At 65.4% G+C, this 17,690-nt stretch carries 19 protein-coding genes; 9 read left to right on the top strand and 10 right to left on the bottom strand.

Annotated features, from left to right (window positions below; genetic code table 11):
* Positions 1 to 7 precede the first annotated feature (7 nt).
* A complete protein-coding gene (locus tag EJE94_RS04620; protein ID WP_121240285.1) occupies positions 8 to 1,936 on the top strand; it encodes an ATP-binding protein in 1,929 nt (642 codons plus the stop codon).
* A gap of 16 nt (positions 1,937 to 1,952) precedes the next feature.
* On the opposite strand, the gene EJE94_RS04615 is transcribed toward EJE94_RS04620, so the two are convergent.
* Genes EJE94_RS04615 through EJE94_RS04600 form a run of 4 tightly spaced genes read right to left on the bottom strand, consistent with a single transcriptional unit; the run spans position 1,953 to position 5,401 of the window.
* The gene (locus EJE94_RS04615) at positions 1,953 to 2,654 is read right to left on the bottom strand and encodes an ABC transporter ATP-binding protein (RefSeq protein WP_121240640.1); all 702 of its coding nucleotides are present in this window, start codon (positions 2,652 to 2,654) and stop codon (positions 1,953 to 1,955) included.
* A gap of 4 nt (positions 2,655 to 2,658) precedes the next feature.
* Entirely contained in the window at positions 2,659 to 3,426 is a 768-nt protein-coding gene (locus EJE94_RS04610) for an ABC transporter ATP-binding protein (protein ID WP_121240284.1), read from the bottom strand.
* On the bottom strand, positions 3,426 to 4,481 hold the full coding sequence (locus EJE94_RS04605; RefSeq protein ID WP_121240283.1) for an ABC transporter permease subunit: 1,056 nt from the start codon (positions 4,479 to 4,481) through the stop codon (positions 3,426 to 3,428). Before EJE94_RS04605 ends, EJE94_RS04610 begins: the two co-directional genes overlap by 1 nt.
* Complete coding sequence (locus tag EJE94_RS04600) at positions 4,478 to 5,401, bottom strand: branched-chain amino acid ABC transporter permease (protein WP_121240282.1); 924 nt, start codon at positions 5,399 to 5,401, stop codon at positions 4,478 to 4,480. Before EJE94_RS04600 ends, EJE94_RS04605 begins: the two co-directional genes overlap by 4 nt.
* Positions 5,402 to 5,541: 140 nt before the next feature.
* On the opposite strand from EJE94_RS04600, the gene EJE94_RS04595 reads away from it, so the two are divergent.
* Positions 5,542 to 6,444: a cyclic nucleotide-binding domain-containing protein gene (locus EJE94_RS04595; protein ID WP_121240281.1), complete on the top strand. Its 903-nt coding sequence runs from the start codon at positions 5,542 to 5,544 to the stop codon at positions 6,442 to 6,444.
* A gap of 56 nt (positions 6,445 to 6,500) precedes the next feature.
* Here EJE94_RS04595 and EJE94_RS04590 read toward each other — a convergent pair whose 3' ends face one another.
* The 5 genes from EJE94_RS04590 to ilvD all read right to left on the bottom strand — a co-directional run bounded on the left by EJE94_RS04590 (position 6,501) and on the right by ilvD (position 12,726).
* Complete coding sequence (locus EJE94_RS04590) at positions 6,501 to 7,880, bottom strand: branched-chain amino acid ABC transporter substrate-binding protein (protein ID WP_207855723.1); 1,380 nt, start codon at positions 7,878 to 7,880, stop codon at positions 6,501 to 6,503.
* 131 nt (positions 7,881 to 8,011) lie between these two features.
* Positions 8,012 to 8,323 (bottom strand): c-type cytochrome, encoded by a 312-nt coding sequence (locus EJE94_RS04585; RefSeq protein WP_121240280.1) that lies wholly within the window; start codon positions 8,321 to 8,323, stop codon positions 8,012 to 8,014.
* Positions 8,324 to 8,383: 60 nt separating this feature from the next.
* Positions 8,384 to 10,393, bottom strand: coding sequence for a thioredoxin domain-containing protein (locus tag EJE94_RS04580; RefSeq protein ID WP_243642525.1), 2,010 nt, complete (start codon positions 10,391 to 10,393; stop codon positions 8,384 to 8,386).
* 66 nt (positions 10,394 to 10,459) lie between these two features.
* Positions 10,460 to 10,879: a hypothetical protein gene (locus EJE94_RS04575; RefSeq protein WP_121240278.1), complete on the bottom strand. Its 420-nt coding sequence runs from the start codon at positions 10,877 to 10,879 to the stop codon at positions 10,460 to 10,462.
* On the bottom strand, positions 10,879 to 12,726 hold the full coding sequence (gene ilvD, locus EJE94_RS04570; protein ID WP_121240277.1) for a dihydroxy-acid dehydratase: 1,848 nt from the start codon (positions 12,724 to 12,726) through the stop codon (positions 10,879 to 10,881). The genes EJE94_RS04575 and ilvD overlap by 1 nt, the downstream gene beginning before the upstream one ends.
* 481 nt (positions 12,727 to 13,207) lie before the next feature.
* Here ilvD and EJE94_RS04565 point away from each other — a divergent pair, with 481 nt between their 5' ends.
* Both EJE94_RS04565 and EJE94_RS04560 read left to right on the top strand, forming a co-directional pair.
* Positions 13,208 to 13,459 carry an AbrB/MazE/SpoVT family DNA-binding domain-containing protein gene (locus tag EJE94_RS04565; protein WP_121240638.1) on the top strand — a complete coding sequence of 84 codons (252 nt, stop codon included), beginning with the start codon at positions 13,208 to 13,210 and terminating at the stop codon, positions 13,457 to 13,459.
* A gap of 2 nt (positions 13,460 to 13,461) precedes the next feature.
* Entirely contained in the window at positions 13,462 to 13,779 is a 318-nt protein-coding gene (locus tag EJE94_RS04560) for a type II toxin-antitoxin system PemK/MazF family toxin (RefSeq protein WP_207855722.1), read from the top strand.
* 252 nt (positions 13,780 to 14,031) lie between these two features.
* Here the strand turns inward: EJE94_RS04560 and EJE94_RS04555 are convergent, their stop codons facing one another.
* Positions 14,032 to 14,358: a hypothetical protein gene (locus tag EJE94_RS04555; RefSeq protein WP_124962396.1), complete on the bottom strand. Its 327-nt coding sequence runs from the start codon at positions 14,356 to 14,358 to the stop codon at positions 14,032 to 14,034.
* A 50-nt stretch (positions 14,359 to 14,408) separates the two neighbouring features.
* Here EJE94_RS04555 and EJE94_RS04550 point away from each other — a divergent pair, with 50 nt between their 5' ends.
* The 5 genes from EJE94_RS04550 to lgt all read left to right on the top strand — a co-directional run bounded on the left by EJE94_RS04550 (position 14,409) and on the right by lgt (position 17,688).
* Positions 14,409 to 15,038, top strand: coding sequence for a hypothetical protein (locus EJE94_RS04550; protein ID WP_124962395.1), 630 nt, complete (start codon positions 14,409 to 14,411; stop codon positions 15,036 to 15,038).
* A gap of 181 nt (positions 15,039 to 15,219) precedes the next feature.
* Positions 15,220 to 15,822 carry a DUF5625 family protein gene (locus EJE94_RS04545; RefSeq protein ID WP_121240275.1) on the top strand — a complete coding sequence of 201 codons (603 nt, stop codon included), beginning with the start codon at positions 15,220 to 15,222 and terminating at the stop codon, positions 15,820 to 15,822.
* Between the two features lie 178 nt (positions 15,823 to 16,000).
* Complete coding sequence (locus EJE94_RS04540) at positions 16,001 to 16,291, top strand: BrnT family toxin (protein ID WP_121240636.1); 291 nt, start codon at positions 16,001 to 16,003, stop codon at positions 16,289 to 16,291.
* Positions 16,263 to 16,544, top strand: a complete 282-nt coding sequence (locus EJE94_RS04535) for a hypothetical protein (protein WP_121240274.1) — start codon at positions 16,263 to 16,265, stop codon at positions 16,542 to 16,544. Before EJE94_RS04540 ends, EJE94_RS04535 begins: the two co-directional genes overlap by 29 nt.
* A gap of 367 nt (positions 16,545 to 16,911) precedes the next feature.
* Complete coding sequence (gene lgt / locus EJE94_RS04530; RefSeq protein ID WP_121240273.1) at positions 16,912 to 17,688, top strand: prolipoprotein diacylglyceryl transferase; 777 nt, start codon at positions 16,912 to 16,914, stop codon at positions 17,686 to 17,688.
* Positions 17,689 to 17,690: the final 2 nt, after the last annotated feature.

Genomic DNA, 17,690 nt, shown 5'->3' with positions numbered 1-17,690 from the left:
CGACACCTTGAACTTCCGCCCCGCCCACTGGCTCGCTCCGCTCCTGTATAGCGGCAGGGCGCGCATCATCGCCGGCGTGATGCTGCTCTTCGCGCTGATGATGGCAGCCGTCGTCGCCGACATGCTGCGCCGGCAGCAGGAATTCATGGAGCAGCAGCTGGCGCAGCAGGGTGCAGGCCTGGCCAGGACCCTGGCGGTCAGCGCTCCGTCATGGCTGCTCAGCAACGACGTCAACGGCCTCACCGACCTCGTCGGCAGCCTCGCCGCGACGCCCAACCTGCATCTGGCCATGATCCTCGACACCGACGGCCGGGTCCGCGCCAGCAGCGACGAGACCCTGTTCAATCTGGTGCTCGACGACGAGCAGAGCCGGCGCTTGCTGGCCGCGCCGCCGGGGAGTCGCCAGATCTGGCACGACGCGATGGTGGACAGCATGGCCGAGATCGCCGCCGGCGGGCGCACCATCGGCCATACCCGCGTCATTCTCTCGGCCCTGCCGGTGGAGGCCGAGCTGCAGCAGATCACCCGCAGTGGCGGTCGCTACATCCTTATCGCCATCGTTCTCGGCGGCATCGTCTCCTGGTTCGTCGTGCGCACGTTGACCCGGCGCCTGGCCCGCCTTTCCGATGCCGCCGACCGCATAGCGGCCGGACAGCTCGAGGTCGAAGTTCCCGACGATCCCGGTCGCGACGAGGTCGCCCGGTTGACACGCGACTTCGCGCAGATGGCGCTGCGCGTCGCCACCGCGCAGCGCGACCTGCGCCAGCAAATCGACGCCGCCACGGCCGAGCTGCGCCGGCGCAAGGAGGAGGCCGAGGCCGCCAACGCCGCGAAGTCGCGCTTTCTCGCCGCCGCCAGTCACGACCTGCGCCAGCCGATGCATGCGCTCGGACTGTTCACCTCGCGCCTGTCGCGCATGCCGCTTGATCACGAGGCGCGCGGCGTCGCCCGCTATATCGAGACCTCGGTCTCCGCGCTGCAGGACCTGCTCGACACCCTGCTCGACATCTCGCGCATCGATGCCGGCCTGGTGGTGGCCAAGCCGGCGACCTTCCTCCTGAACGATCTGCTCGCGCGCCTGCAGTTCGATCTGGCGGAGACGGCGCAACGCAAGGGCCTGCGCTTGCGCCTGCGCACGGGAGGCAATCTGAGCGTGCACAGCGACGCCGTGCTGCTCGAACGCATTCTGCTCAACCTGCTCGGCAATGCCCTGCGCTACACCCAGCGTGGCGGCGTCCTGCTCGCCTGCCGCCGCCGCGGCAACCGGGTCCGGGTCGAAGTCTGGGACACCGGCATCGGCATCCCGGCCGCCTCGCAGCGGGCAATCTTCGACGAGTACGTCCAGCTCGACAATCCGGAGCGCGATCGCAGCAAGGGCCTCGGCCTCGGCCTGTCGATCTGCCGGCGCCTGGCCCACCTGCTAGACACCTCCCTGCAACTGCGCTCGAACCCGGGACGCGGCAGCGTCTTCTGTCTGGATCTGCCGCTGGCGGAAATGACGGAGCCGGCGGGCGAAGCGCTGCTTGCCATGGACTTGGGACGCGACAGCGGCGGCAGACTGCATGGCGCCGTGCTCATCATCGACGACGATCCGCTGGTGCTGGCCAGCACCAGCGGGCTCGTTGCGTCCTGGGGCTGCCAGACCTTCGCCGGCCCCTCGGTGGCCGACGCGATTTCCGAATGCGATCGCGCCGGCGTGCGGCCCGACATGGCGATCTGCGACTACCGCCTGCGCGGGCTGGAGAACGGAATCAGCTCTGCCCTGACGCTGCGCCACCGCTTCGGCAACAACATTCCGGTACTGCTGATCAGCGGCGACCTCAGCGAAGACCTGCAGCGCGAGGCGGCGCGCAACCGGCTGGTGCTGCTGAGCAAACCGTTGAAGCCGGCGCGCCTGCGCTCGCTGCTGCAGTCGCTGCTGGCAGCCGAGGAGTAAACCGGCCCCGCCGGGCTCACTCGCCGAGGTAGGCGTGGCGGACGCGCGGGTCGGCGGCCAGATTGGCGGCGCTGTCGGCGAGGATGACGCGGCCGCTTTCCATGACGTAGCCGCGGCTACAGACTTCGAGCGCGAGGCGGGCGTTCTGCTCGACCAGCAATATGGTCACGCCCTGCGCCGCGACGGTGCGGATGACCTCGAACACTTTTTCCACCATCAGCGGCGCCAGGCCCATCGACGGCTCGTCGAGCAGCAGCAGCCGGGGCCGCCCCATCAGGGCGCGGCCGATCGCCAGCATCTGCTGCTCGCCGCCCGAGAGCGTGCCGGCGAGCTGCCGCGCGCGCTCCTTGAGCCGCGGCAGCAAGGCATGGACATACTCGATGTCGGCCGCGACCTCGTCATGGTCGCGGCGATGGTAGGCGCCCATCGCAAGGTTCTCGGCCACGGAAAGCCGCGCGAACACGCCGCGGCCCTCGGGCACCAGCGCCAGCCCGCGGCCGATCAGCGCATGCGCCGGCAGTGCGTCGATGCGTTCGGCGCCATAGCGGATCTCGCCGCGCGACGGCAGCATGCGCGCCAGCGCCTTGAGCGTCGATGTCTTGCCGGCGCCGTTGGCGCCGATGAGGCAGACCATCTCGCCTTCCTCGACAGCGAAGGAGATGCCCTTCACCGCCATGATGCCGCCGTAACGGACCTCGAGGTTGAGGACGTCGAGCAGCGCCCTAGCCATGGCCCGCCCCCAGATAGGCGTCGACCACCTGCGGGTCGCGCTTGACGACATCGGGCACGTCCTCGGCAATCTTGATGCCGTAATCGAGCACGGCGACACGATCACACAACCCCATCACCAACTTCACGTCGTGCTCGATCAGCAGCACGGTGACGCCGTCGGCGCGGATGCCCTCGATCAGGGTCCGCAGTTCCGCGGTCTCGGTCGCGTTCATGCCGGCCGCCGGCTCGTCGAGCGCCAGCAGCTTGGGCTCGGTCGCCAGGGCGCGGGCGATCTCGAGCCGACGCTGGTCGCCATAGGCCAGGTTCTTCGCCAGCTTCTGCGCGTGATGCTCGACGCCGACATAGCGCAACAGCTCGTGGGCGCGGCGGCGGATCGCCGCCTCCTCCTCGCGCGCTTTCGAAAAGCGCATCACCGCGCCGCCGACGCCGACTTTCGTCCGCAGATGGCGCCCGACCATCACGTTCTCCAGCGCCGTCATGTTGGCGAAGAGGCGGATGTTCTGGAAGGTGCGGGCGATGCCGGCCCGGGCCACCTCGTGCGGGCTGCCGAGCTTGAGCGGCACGCCGGCAAAGACGACCTCGCCTTCGTCCTTCGCATAGAGCCCCGTGAGCACATTGAAGAAGGTGGTCTTGCCGGCGCCGTTGGGACCGATCAGGCCGTAGATCTCGCCGGCGCGTATGGTCAGCGAAACGTCCTTCAGCGCCTGGACGCCGCCGAAGCGTTTGCCGATTCCACGGGCATCGAGCAAGCTGTTCATCACTTCTTCTCGGCGAACTCGCGGCGATGCCTGGCCTCGGGCCACAGGCCGGCCGGACGATAGAGCATGACGAGAATCAGCGCGATGCCGAAGAGCAGCATGCGCAGCGATTCCGGATCGAGCAGCACGCGGCCGAAAGCGGCCTGCTGCAGCGGTCCGGCGCCGTAACGAAAGGCCTCGGGCAGCAGCGTCAGCAACAGGCCGCCGAGGATCACGCCGGGGATGTGGCCCATGCCGCCGAGCACCACCATGCACAGCACCATGATCGACTCGAGCAGGCCGAAGCTTTCGGGCGAGACGAATTCCTGGAAGCCGGCGAAGAGCCCGCCGGCGACGCCGCCGAAGCTCGCCCCCATGGCGAAGGCCAGCAGCTTGACGTTGCGGGTGTTGATGCCGCAGGCCTTGGCCGCGATCTCGTCCTCGCGGATCGCCACCCAGGCGCGGCCGATGCGCGAGTCCTGCAGGCGGATGCCGACGAAGACGATGGCGATGGCGAGCAGCACGAACAGATAGTAGTAGAGCGTCACGCCCGGGAACGTGACGCCGAACGCCTCGAGCGGCTTGGCCAGCGGATGGCCGGCGACGCCGATGGCGTCGATGCGGGCGATGCCCTTGGGGCCGTTGGTGATGTTGACCGGCTGGTTGAGGTTGTTGAGGAAGATGCGGATGATCTCGCCGAAACCCAGCGTGACGATGGCCAGGTAATCGCCGCGCAGCCTGAGCGTCGGCGCACCGAGCAGCACGCCGAAGAAGCCGGCGACCAGCGCGCCCAGCGGCAGGATGGCCCAGGCCGGCCAGTGCAGGCCGAAGTGCGGCGAGGCCAGCAGCGCGTAGAGGTAGGCGCCGACGGCGTAGAAGGCGATGTAGCCGAGGTCGAGCAGGCCGGCGAAGCCGACGACGATGTTCAGCCCCAGCGCCAGGATGATGTAGAGCAGCGCGTAGTCGAGCACGCGCACCCAGGTGTTGCCCAGCGTGTTGCCGACCACGAGCGGCAGGACCGCCAGCGCAATGGCGATCAGCGCGGTGCCGGCGAAGGCGCGGTGCCGGGGACTCATGCGCGCTCCGCCACTTTCTCGCCCATCAGGCCCGATGGCCGGAAGATCAGCACTACGATCAGCACGAAGAAGGCGAACACGTCCTGGTAGTTGGAGCCGAGCACGCCGCCGGTGAGATCGCCGATGTAGCCGGCGCCCAGCGCTTCGATGATGCCCAGCAGCAGCCCGCCGACCATGGCGCCGGCGAGGTTGCCGATGCCGCCGAGCACGGCGGCGGTGAAGGCCTTGAGGCCGAGCAGGAAGCCCATGTGGTAGTGGGCGATGCCGTAATTGGCGCTGACCATCACGCCGGCAAGCGCGCCCAGCCCCGAGCCGATGACGAAGGTGAGCATGATGATGCGGTTGGCGTCGACGCCCATCAGCGCCGCGATGGCGGGGCTTTCGGAAGTGGCGCGCATGGCGCGGCCGAGCCGGGTGCGGTTCACCAGCTGCATCAGGCCGAGCATGGTCGAGGCGGCTACGGCCATGATGATCAGCTGCACCTCGGTAATTTGAGCCCCGAGAATCTCGTACGAGCCTGCCGGCAGCAGCTGCGGCACCGAATGGTAGTTGCGCCCCCACACCAGCATCGCCACCTGCTGCAGCACGATGGAGACGCCGATGGCGGTGATCAGCGGCGCCAGACGCGGCGCGTTGCGTAACGGCCGGTAGGCGACGCGCTCGATGGCCGCGCCCAGCGCCATGCAGACCAGGGTCGCGACCAGCAGCGCGAGCAGCAGGACCAGCGGCGGCGGAACGCCCGCGGCGAGCAAGGCCTTGGCGGTGGCCAGCGCGGTGAGCGCGCCGATCATCACCACTTCGCCATGGGCGAAGTTGATCAGCCCCATGATGCCGTAGACCATCGTGTAGCCGAGCGCGACCAGCGCGTAGATGCTGCCTAGCGTGAGGCCATTGAAGATCTGCTGCAGGAAGATATCCACGGCGGGGATTATAGGTTGGCAGTCCCCCAAGGGGACTTCCTGCGGGGCGTCGCCGGCACCGATTTTTCAGCTCCGCTGGCGCTGGCAGCAAGCCGCCGTTTGCGCTAGTCTCTCGGCGTCTTGAAAACGCAGGTACGCAAATGAATGAGCTCGATTTCTCCGGGTTGACACAGGCGCCCGCCAAGCCGGCCGTACCGCCCTCCGCGCCGGCGAAGGCCGACCCGCAGGCTGCCTACAACCCCAGGCTTGCTCTGCAGTTCTTTCAGATCGCCGGCGAGACCGAGGAATTCGCGGCGGGTACGACGATATTCCCCGAACAGGACAAGCCAGGCGGATTCTTCTCGAAAGGCGCCCGCGTCTACCTTCTCCTCGAAGGCGAATTGGTGCTGACCCGCAAGGGAAAGCCGGTGAGCCTGGTGCTGCCGGGCGAGCTGTTCGGCGAGCTGTCCCTCATCACCGAGGCACCGCGCAGCGCTACAGCAACGGCGCGAAAGAATTGTCGCGTCCTGTCGCTGAACGAAAGGAACTTCGTCGCTTCGCTGCAGCGACTGCCCGAATTCTCCCTGATGCTGATCAGCAACATGGCCCAGCGCCTCGCTCACAGCGTCGATCGCCTGCTGGCCTCGGGGACGGGGCCAATGCCTCCGCGCGAAGGAGGCAAGGGGCTGGACAAGAAGATGCTCGCCGAATTGCGCCGTGCGATGGGCGATCCGACACCGACCCCGATGAAGGCAGCGGACGCCATCGTCACCAGGGGGGCGGTGGGCGTTTCGATGTTCGTAGTGACGGAAGGCAAGGTCGCGATTTCGATCAACGGCCGCACCGTCGAGACCATCGGACCCGGCGAGACCTTTGGCGAAACGGCGCTGCTCGGGCCGAACATTCGTGCGGCGACCGCTACTGCTGCGAGCGACGGCGCCTGGCTGGCCATTTCGCGCGAGGCCTTCCTCAAAGTGGTCGGATCCCACCCCGCCGTCGGCATTGTCCTTCTGCGATCGATGAGCGAGCGCGTCCAGCACATGAGCGTGCTGATGGGAGGCTGAGGCGCCAAAGAAAACGGCGCCCCGCAGGGCGCCGCGTTCCTCGGACAGAAACTGCCTTACTTCTTGGCGGGTACCGCGGGGACCGCAGCGGCAGCCGGCTTGGCCGGAGCAGCCGGCGCCATGCCGGACATGCCTTGCATGCTGCCCATGCCGCTCATGCCGCCCATGCCCTTCGGACCGGTCATGCCCGACATGCCGCCCATGCCGCTCATGCCGCTCATGCCGGCCAGGGGTTCGGCCGGGGCCGGTCCGGGCGGCGGGCCACCGATGGTGTCCATCGCCTCCCACTTGCCGCCCTTGGCGACGTAGAGGCTGATGGCGCCATCCTTGATGTCGCCCTTGTCGTCGAAGGTGATGGTGGTGGTCACGCCCTTGTAGTCGGTCTTGGGCAGTTCGGCGAGGATCCTGGCGGAGTCGGCCGACTGGGCGCGCTTGACCGCATCGACCACGACCATCACCGCGTCGTAGGCGTAAGGAGCGTAGAGCTGGATATCGCCGTACTTGGCCTTGAAGCGCTCGATGAACTTCGGACCGCCCGGCATCTTCTCGTAGGGGATGCCGGGCAGCGAGCAGTAGTGACCCTCGGCGGCATCGGCGGCGTTCTTGATGAACTCGGAGGTGCAGCCGCCGTCGCCCATCAGCAGCCTGGCCTTGATGCCGAGCTTCTTCATCTGCATCGCCATCGGTGCCGCCTGCGGGTCCATGCCGCCGTAGAAGACGAGGTCGGGCTTCTTGCCCTTGACCTTGGTGAGGATGGCGGCGAAGTCGACGGCCTTGTCGTCGGTGTGCTCCTCGGCGACGACCTTGACCCCGGCTGCGGTGGCGGCCTTCTTGAACTCGGAGGCGAGGCCCTCGCCGTAGGCGGTCTTGTCGTCGATGATGGCGACGGTCTTGGCCTTGAGGTTGTTGACGGCGTATTCGCCGAGGACCTTGCCCTGCTGCACGTCGTTGGCCATCACGCGGAAAGCGGTCTTGAAGCCCTGGGCGGTGTAGGCCGGGTTGGTCGCCGAGGGGCTGACCTGCGGAATGCCGGCATCCGAATAGACCTTGGACGCGGGAATGGTGGTGCCCGAGTTGAGGTGGCCGATGACGGCATTGACCTTGGCATCGACGAATTTCTGCGCCACGAGGTTGCCCTGCTTCGGATCGGCCTGGTCGTCTTCGCCCATCAGTTCGAACTTCACGTCGCGGCCACCGAACTTGATCTTGGCGGCATTGGCGTCCTCGACGGCGAGGCGCGCGCCGTTCTCGTTGTCCTTGCCGATGTGCGCCTGCGGACCGGTCAGCGGCGCCGCGTGGCCGAGCTTGATCACCAGCGGCGGCGGAGGCGGTGGGGCGGCGGCCGGGGTCGGCGGGGGCGGCGCTTCCTTGCCGCAGCCCATCATGGCGAAAGCGGCGATCATCGACAGCGATACGGCTTTGACCGGAAATTTCATGCTGGTGTCTCCGAGGGTGGCGGGGCTTGGGGGGAGCGGGGATTCTGCGCAGGCCGTGGCGGCTTGTCAATCAGCCCGTCCGTCAACGAAAAAACCGGCCGAAGCCGGTTTTTCCTGGACTGCGGTGCCGATTACTTGGCGCCGGCGAGGATCCACTTGACCAAGGTCTCGATGTCCGCGTCCTTGACGTTGGCGTTCGGCGGCATCGGGATCTCGCCCCAGTTGCCCTTGCCGCCGGCCTTGACCTTGGCGGTGAGGGTCTTGACGGCGTCGGCCTTGCCGGCGTACTTGGCGGCGACGTCCTTGTAGGCCGGGCCGACCAGCTTCTTGTCGACGGTGTGGCAGGACATGCAGTTGCTCTTCTTGGCCAGGTCCAGGTTGGCCATGGCGGGGGCCGAGACGAGAGCAGCGGCGGAAATCAGGGCGGCAGCGATCAGTTTCATGTTCTTCCTCAAATGGTTGCGGTCATGGGTAAAAATTCCGAGCCGGCAGTCTAGCGGAAATCAGGTCGGCTGCAAATGACCCAGAAGCTGTTCGAAATCCGCCACCGGAGGCAAGCAAGTAACGCCGCGGCAGACCCAGGCGTTGACATGAGTGCTTTCCGGCCTGGCCAGGGCGGCGGCGAGACCGCTCATGCCGTTGCTCAAACCCAACACAATGGCTTCTCGCCGCCCCGCCAAACGCCTCTGCCATTCCCCGACCTCGGCGGCAGGACCGCGCAGAATGGCGATCGCCGGCGGAGTAAGCGCTTCTTCCAGTGCCGTCAGCAGGGTCGAGAAGCCGCCGGCTTGGCGTTGCATCTGCGGCCAGAAGCAGTCGAGCGTGCGGCGCGCCGCCTCGAGATAGCGCACCTCCCCGAGCAGATGGCCGAGGCGCTGCAGGCCGACCGCGGCGACGCCGTTGCCGGAGGGCATGGCTGAGTCGAAACCGGTCTTGGGGCGCTGGATCAGGGACTCGTGGTCGTGGGAGGTGAAGAAGAAGCCGCCGGATTCCGTATCTTCGAAGTGCTCGAGCAGGGCGTCGGCGATCCGGATGGCGAATTCCATATCCTCCTGCCGGTATTCGGCCTGCAGCAGTTCGAGCAGTGCCGACAGCAGATAGGCATAGTCGTCGAGGTAGGCGTTGAGATGCGCCTTGCCGTCCTTCGCCGTCGCCAGCAAGCGGGCGTCCTTCCAGAGCGTTCCGCGGATGGAATCGAGCGCCCGCTGCGCCGCCGCCAGCCAGTCGGGCCGGTCGAAGACTCGCGCGGCGTGGGCGAGGCCCTCGATCATCAGCGCGTTCCACGAGGTGAGGATCTTGTCGTCGCGGCCGGGGCAGATGCGCCGTTCCCGGGCGGCGAAGAGCTTGGCCCGGGCGCTTTCGAACAGGACCGTCTCGTCCGGGGCCAGCGGCGCGGACCGGCCGCGCATGGGCACGACGACGCGCAGGTGCCAGTGGGCGTTCTCGAAATTGGGCGGGCCGTCGAGGCCCCAGCGCCGTGCCGCCAGCGCCGACTCTTCGGGGGTGAGCAGCCGTGCGACCTCGGCGCGGTCCCAGACGTAGTACCTGCCTTCCTCGCCTTCGGAATCGGCGTCGAGCGAGGAATAGAACGCGCCGTCGGGCGAGGTCATCTCGCGCAGCAGCCAGCCGACGGTCTGCTCGGCGACGCGCCGGTACAACTCGTCGGCGGTCAGCGCCCAGGCGTCGGCGTAGAGCCCGAGCAGCGGGCCGTTGTCGTAGAGCATCTTCTCGAAGTGCGGGATCTCCCAGCGCTCGTCGGTGCTGTAGCGGCAGAAGCCGCCGCCGAGCTGATCGTGGATGCCGCCCTCGGCCATGCGCGTTAGCGTGATCAGCGCGGCCTCGCGCGCCAGCGGATCATCGCCGCGACGCAAGAGGAAGGCGAGATCGGTCGGATGCGGGAATTTCGGCGCGCCGCCGAAGCCGCCGAAATCGCGGTCGAAGCTGCCGAGCAGCATGTTGCCGGTGGCGGCGATCGGCGCGGTATCCAGATCGGCGGGGCCGCCTGTCCGCGCCGAATGTCCCGCAAGCGTGGCGAGCAGGTCGCGGTTCTGCGCCTCGACGTCGCCGCGGCGCGTATGCCAGACGTCGGCGATCTGTTCGCACAGATCGATGAAGCCCGGCAGGCCGAAGCGCGGCGCCTTCGGGAAATAGGTGCCGCCGTAGAACGGCGTGCCGTCGGGCGTGAGGAACATGGTCAGCGGCCAGCCGCCGTGGCGGCCGGCCAGCATCTGGTGCGCGGTCTGGTAGATCTGGTCGAGGTCCGGGCGCTCCTCGCGGTCGACCTTGACGTTGACGAACAGCCGGTTCATCACCGCCGCCACGTCGGCATCCTCGAATGATTCGTGGGCCATGACGTGGCACCAGTGGCAGGCCGAATAGCCGATGGAGAGCAGGATCGGCCTGTCCTGCGAACGCGCCAGGGTGAGCGCGTCCTCACCCCAGGGAAACCATGCGACCGGGTTGTCGGCGTGCTGCAGCAGATAGGGGGAGGTTTCTTGCGCGAGTCGATTCATGATGTGCTCGGGACGGACAATCCCGAGGAATCTAGTCGACTGCTTACCCTGTGCGCAACGGGGATATCAGTTGAACAGCTTGGCCCACCAGCGCTTGCGCCCCTCGGGCAGCGGGTGTGCGGGCTTGAGATCGTCCGGCGGCACCTGGCACATGATCCAGCCGGGCAGCGGCGGGTTGTCGGAAAAGCCGCAGGACACGCCGAGGTTGTTGGGGTCGTAGATCTTGATGAAGCTCGGCTTCTCGATGTCGTCGGCGTAGACGATGGCGCAGTAGTCGTGGTGGTGCTCGCGCCGCAGCAGCTCGTCGATGTGATGGATGCAGCTGCTCGTCGCCTCGGCAGTGGCGGGCGCGATCGGCACCGCTTCGCCGACGGCGTAGAGGTACCAGCCGGCGGCGGGGTCGATGCGGCCCCAGAACGCGGTGAGCTGGTCCCACGACATGATGGACCAGAGGCGACCGGTGTAGAGGTCGTGAAAGGCGCTCATCACTGCAGTTGCGTCACGTCGCGCACCGCGCCGGTATCGGCGCTGGTGGTCATCGCGGCATACGCCAGCAGCGCCGCCGATACCGCGCGCACGCGGCCGACGGGCTTCCACGCGGCCGCACCCTTCGCCTCCATCGCCGCGCGCCGTGCCGCCAGCACCGAGTTTTCCACGGCGAGGTGGATGCGGCGGTGGGGGATGTCGATCTCGATGGTGTCGCCCTCCTCGACCAGGCCGATGGCACCGCCTGCCGCCGCTTCGGGCGAGGCGTGGCCGATGCTCAAACCCGAGGTGCCGCCGGAGAAGCGGCCGTCGGTGAGCAGCGCGCACTGCTTGCCCAGCCCCATCGACTTGAGATACGAGGTCGGGTAGAGCATCTCCTGCATGCCGGGGCCGCCCTTGGGTCCCTCGTAGCGGATCACCACGACATCGCCGGCGACGATCTGTCCGCCGAGGATCTTTTCGACGGCCTCGTCCTGCGATTCGCAGACCCGCGCCCGGCCGCTGAATTTCCAGACGCTCTCGTCGACACCCGCGGTCTTGACGATGCAGCCCTTCTCGGCGATGTTGCCGAAGAGCACGGCGAGGCCGCCTTCCTTGGTGTAGGCGTTGTCGTAGTCGCGAATGCAGCCGCCGGCCCGGTCGAGGTCGAGCGTGCGATAGCGGCGGTCCTGCGAGAAGGCCTCCTGCGTCGGCACGCCACCCGGCGCGGCGCGGTAGAAGTCATGCACGGCCCTGTCGCCGTTGCGCTTCACGTCGCAGCAGTCGAGCGCCTCGCCCAGCGTCTTGTAGAGCACCGTCGGGCAGTCGCGGTTGATGAGGCCGGCGCGGTCGAGCTCGCCGAGTATGGCCATGATGCCGCCGGCGCGATGCACGTCCTCCATGTGGTACTTCTGCGTCGCCGGCGCGACCTTGGCCAGGCAGGGCACGTTGCGCGACATGCGGTCGATGTCGGCCATGGTGAAGTCGACGCCGGCTTCCTGCGCGGCGGCCAGCAGATGCAGCACGGTGTTGGTCGAGCCGCCCATGGCGATGTCGAGGGCGATGGCGTTCTCGAAGGCGGAGAACGAGGCGATGTTGCGCGGCAGGACGGAGGCGTCGTCCTGCTCGTACCAGCGCTGGCAAAGTTCGACGGCCAGTCGGCCAGCCTTGAGGAAGAGCATGCGGCGGTCGGCATGGGTCGCCAGCAACGAACCGTTGCCCGGCAGCGAGAGGCCCAGCGCCTCGGTCAGACAGTTCATCGAGTTGGCGGTGAACATGCCCGAGCAGGAACCGCAGGTCGGGCAGGCCGAGCGCTCCAGCGCATTCACTTCGGCATCGCTGTTCTTGCTGTCGGCCGCCTCGATCATCGCATCGACGAGATCGACCATGCGGTATTCGCCGTGCCACTTGACCTTCCCCGCCTCCATCGGCCCGCCGGAAACGAACACGGTCGGGATGTTGAGGCGCAGGCTGGCCATCAGCATGCCCGGGGTGATCTTGTCGCAGTTGGAGATGCACACCATGGCGTCGGCGCAATGGGCATTGACCATGTACTCGACCGAGTCGGCGATCAGCTCGCGCGAAGGCAGCGAATAGAGCATGCCGCCGTGGCCCATGGCAATGCCGTCGTCGACGGCGATGGTGTTGAATTCCTTGGCCACGCCGCCGGCCGCCTCGATCTCGCGCGCCACCATCTGGCCGAGGTCCTTAAGGTGCACGTGGCCCGGCACGAACTGGGTGAAGGAATTGACCACGGCGATGATGGGCTTGCCGAAGTCGCCGTCCTTCATGCCGGTGGCGCGCCACAGCGAGCGGGCGCCGGCCATGTTGCGGCCGTGGGTGGATGTGCGGGAACGGTAGGCGGGCATGGGGTATCTCCTGCGGGCGGCGCGGGCGGCCGGGAACGAACGGATAATTCTAGCCCAAGGCCGGACCGAAAGCCCCGCGCTTGCCTAGACCGCAGGCCAAGGGTCGGGCCGCCGCCTCATGCGCTCCCGCCCTGCGGGTGCCCTTGCGCCGGCGCGCCCGCCGGCCGGCCTCTAAACTCGCGGCTGCGCCGCTCAAACAACGAGACCGGACCCCCCCGGCGAGCACCCCGTCGCGGCGGCGGTCGCGAAAATCGGCCGCACCCCGGCCCTCGGCCTGCTCTGTAGTTCGGCGAAATTGACGGCACTCGGCCAGGTGCGACCATTAATCACTGTCCCCCGAAGCGGACAATGGGCGGACTACGGGGATGCTATCGGCGTTTTTTCGGTCGGCAGCTCAACAATAACGCGAGCCAAGCTGCCTTTGCTATTTTGCGCTCACGGCGTATAGTTATAACAATGTAAAACATCGCAGGAGATGACCATGCGCACCGCCATTCGCAAGATCGGCAATTCACAAGGAGTATTGATCCCGAAGCCCATGCTGGCCGAAACCGGCCTGGACGCCGAGGTCGATATCTCCGTGGAGAACGGCACCATCGTTCTGCGCCCCATTCAGGATCACCAGCCGCGTGCCGGCTGGGCCGACGCGGCACGCGAGATCGCCGCGCAAGGCGCCGATGTTCCGGTCTGGCCGGAATTCGCCAACGCAGGGGATGCGGAATTGAAATGGTGAAGGTGAAACGCGGCGACATCTGGCTGGCCGCGCTCGATCCAACCATGGGTGCCGAAATCCAGAAGACGCGCCCCTGCGTGATCGTCTCGCCTCCCGAAATTCATGACTGGCTCCGCACCGTGCTGATCGCCCCCATGACCACCGGCAGTCATCCGGCACCGTTCCGCATTCCCGTCAGCTTCGGCGGCAAGAAGGGCTTGATCCTGCCCGAACAGATGCGTGCGCTCGACAAGGCGCGGCTCGTCAAGCGCATGGGCAAGGTGGATGCAGCAACCCTGTCCGCGCTCCTGGGCGTGTTGCGCGATACGTTCGAGGAATAGTCCTGCGTGAAAGTCGGCGCTGGTGGGACAGCGGCACTCGGCCAAGAGCGGACTCTGGCCTAATTCCCACGAAGCGGCCGTTCATTGATGCCGAGAGCATTGTCAGCGGCCGCCATGCGGAGCAGAATGCGTCCGGTCGACACGCGATCGCTGTATTAGGTCCTGCTAAATTGACACAACCTTCTGATTCGGCAGTGACACGCGGTCATGCGGATGAATTAGCCAGCCTAGTGTCGGAAAGTTTTCCGACTTTTAGGCGCCAGACATTACGTTAGGTGTCGTCGGCATGAACGAAAGATCGAGGAAGCACTCCCCGAAACTGAGCGCCAGCGTGAACACCATCCGTCCGTGCGCCTTCGTCACCGCTGGCCCGATCTGCTTCATACCGTGGTAGTGGCAAACGCTATCAACGCACTGCTGCGGTCTGACAGGTTCGTGGTGCCACGGAATCGCCACAAGATCAAAGTCACGCGAGAGGCTTCCGTGAACAGCCAGCGCCCATCCTTTCGTCCTAAAGCCCTCTGCCAGTTCAGGGTAAAGGCAGGCCGCGTAAATCGGTGCGTAATTCGCTGCTTGCATATCTCTCTCCGTAGTGACCAGCCACCTAACCCGGCAGTGCATCGGACGCCGTGCCGGCGCCGCTGACTTTTGCGTTGGGCTGCCACATGAACCGATTGCGGGGGCGGCTATGCGCATCGTTTTTGGTTGCAGCAATCTCGCAGGGCTGCGTCACTGTTCATGCACCGTTGGTGGCCGATTTGGAATACCCCTCCAGTGCTTGGGGAGAGCCACTAGCCTTAGGCCCCGAGTGCAAAGCGGTCGATGGCACATATTCCAATGAAGGGGTGGTAATTGGAGCCGATGGCGGAAACAGTCAGCCACTGTTGCTTACCTCCGCATTGAACATTTCCAGTAATGCTCAAACTGTTTCTTTGAGTGTTCGTACACGGCGGCTCGATCGCAATGGAGATGCTTTCATCACCCTCCGTGTAGTTCCCGACGGCAATCTAGCTGGCCTGCACGAACTCGAAGGCTGTTTCTGTATTAAGCAGACTCTGGCATGTACACAAGTCAGTGAAACCTACTGGTCGTTGCCTTACTTCGGCCTAGGTGGAACGCAGCAAAATGTCTATTTTGCGTTGTCGCATGATCACTCGTTGATTGCCAAGCTTCAGAACTACCATGCAGATGTAATCCTGGGCTTGCCTATTTTTGGCATGAAGGAACCATGGGCGCGGTTTCCTCGCCTCGATCGATAGGATGCAATTGGCAGCCCAACCCATCATTCCACCGGACCTTGCGCATAAAGCCGCATAGGCCGGCGAATTCAAACGTTGGGCGCCTTAGTCACGACCAGGGCTAAGTAACATCGGTGACGGTCGGCTGCGATTCGACATGCGAGGGGAAAACGGTGGAAATCACCAAGCTACGGGACAACCAATGAACAACAAGAAGGAGCATGTCATACGAAGCAAACGCAGCCTGTTGGCATTGCTGGCACTGTTTCCACTGCTTTCCACATGGGCCTATGCAGAAATAGGCATTCCGACGATTCCGCCCGGTCGCTTCTTCAAATGGGATATTGCCCCGAAAGGCAGCCGTATTGAAGTTGACTTCATTGTCACCGAGTACCGGGTGTACGAGTTCGATATCGGATTCGGCAACAAGAACGATCCAGATGCCAAGGACCAATCTTGGCGAGATGACGACAAGAACTGGCAATTCATTAGTGGCGGGCGCGACAAACTCAACAACGGTATGTACCCCCATCCGAGTGTCGTGGTGCCAGTGCACATCAAAGTGGAGAAGCTACTTAATGTCTCAGCAGCGCCTGCCTTGGTGACGGAACAAACCATTGACACAGAAAGCCGGTATGCCGGCGGTAATTTGGTGATGCGCAGAATCATCCATCAGAAACTCCGGCCCGGGAAATATCGAGTCACGGCGATCACCACGCGGGAGAGTTCGTTGCCAGATTCGCTTGGCACCTATCTGCGCATCGGCTTCTACGCCAAGGCCAGCATCCTGAATGACGACGAATAGGGACGAGAAAAGCATGCCGTTCGTAACGAACAACATCGCAAACAGAGGAACGCCAGAGACGCCCAACCCGGCAGTCGAGGGGACCTGCGCGGATTATCGCGCAGTCCGCTCACTTCTACGTTGAGGCTCGCCATATCTCCGTATGGCGTTTTGTATGGGCTGGTGCTACTCTGTATCCATGGCAAAAACTCGCTTTGATTGGGATCCCGACAAGGACGCCGAGAATCAGGAAAAGCACGGGGTCTCCTTCTCCCGTGCCCAATACGCCTTTGCGGACCCGCAGCGCGTGATTGCCAGGGACGAGACACACAGCCAGACCGAAGAGCGGTTCTATTGCTTCGGCGAAGTCGATGGTGGTGTTCTCACAGTGCGGTTCACTTACCGCGCTTCGGTTATTCGAATCATCGGCGCCGGCTATTGGCGCAAAGGAAAGGCAATCTATGAGCGCGAAAATCAAATACACGGATGAGCCCCTTGGCAAGGTTCAGGTGGTTCCCGACTTCCTCCCTTCGCCAGCCGAATTGGCATTTCGTGAAGAAGGCGTGAAGGTAACTCTGGCTCTTAGCAAGAAGAGCATTGAGTTCTTCAAGTCCGAGGCTACAAAGCATCACACTCAGTACCAACGCATGATTCGTCGGCTTCTTGACGCTTATGTCGATGGCCAAGCCCCAACCCGGCAGTCCACACGGACGCCGCGCGATAAGGCCGCGCAGCGCCGGTGACTTCTACGTTGAACGTCTGCTTTCGCACCCAAGCTAGTTCCGCTGAGGGTCGATTTGATACCCGCGCACGTGCCCGGCTCCTTACGGTATCGCTGATCGCACAGACGCATCTGCGACAAATGACGGACACGGCAGGCCGGGTTGCCGCCGATTTCGCGACCGCCGCGGCGCCGGGGTGCTCGCCGGGGATGTCCGGTCTCGATGTCTGAGCGGCGCAGCCGCGAGTTTCGAGACCGGCTGGCGAGCGGTCCGGCGCAAGGGAACCCGCAGGGCGGGAGCCCATGAGGCGGCGGCCCGGCCTGCCGTGGCCGGCGCACCACCGTACCGCCAGCGCCGACTTTCTACGGGCGGTTAGAATCACCCGACCATGCTGATCCATCCCCAGTTCGACCCCGTCGCCGTTTCGTTCGGGCCGCTGGCCGTGCGCTGGTACGGGCTGATGTACCTCGCCGGCTTCGTCGCCTTCCTCTGGCTCGGACGGCTGCGCGCGACGTCTCAGCCGTGGCACGTGATGACGGCGCAGGATCTCGACGACCTGCTGTTCTATGGCGTGCTCGGCGTGATCGTCGGCGGCCGGCTCGGCCAGGTGCTGTTCTACGAGCCGGGCTATTACCTAGCGCATCCGCTCGAAATTCTCGCGGTATGGAAGGGCGGCATGAGCTTCCACGGCGGCTTCCTCGGCGTGCTGGCCGCCATGCTGCTGTTCGCCCGCAAGCGTGGCTCGCGCTTCCTCGCCGTCACCGACTTCATCGCGCCGCTGGTGCCGCTCGGGCTTGGCGCCGGTCGCATCGGCAACTTCATCAACGGCGAGCTGTGGGGGCGCATCGCCTCGCCCGAGCTTCCGTGGGCCATGATTTTCCCTCAGGTCGACATGCAGGCGCGCCATCCCTCACAGCTCTACCAGGCCGGGCTCGAAGGCCTCGCGCTGTTCGCGTTGCTCTGGTGGTTCTCGCGTCGGCAGCGGCCGGTCGGTCAGATCTCGGGGCTGTTTCTGGTCGGCTACGGCGTATTCCGCTTCGCAGCTGAATACTTCCGCGAACCCGACGCCGGCATCTTCGGCCTGTCCTACATGGTCAGCATGGGACAATGGTTGAGCCTGCCGATGATCGTCGTCGGTATCGCGCTGATCGTCAGGGGAAAATGATC

Source organism: Sulfurisoma sediminicola, from assembly GCF_003865015.1.
Classification (GTDB): Bacteria; Pseudomonadota; Gammaproteobacteria; order Burkholderiales; family Rhodocyclaceae; genus Sulfurisoma; species Sulfurisoma sediminicola.
This window is presented reverse-complemented; position numbering and strand designations above follow the sequence as displayed.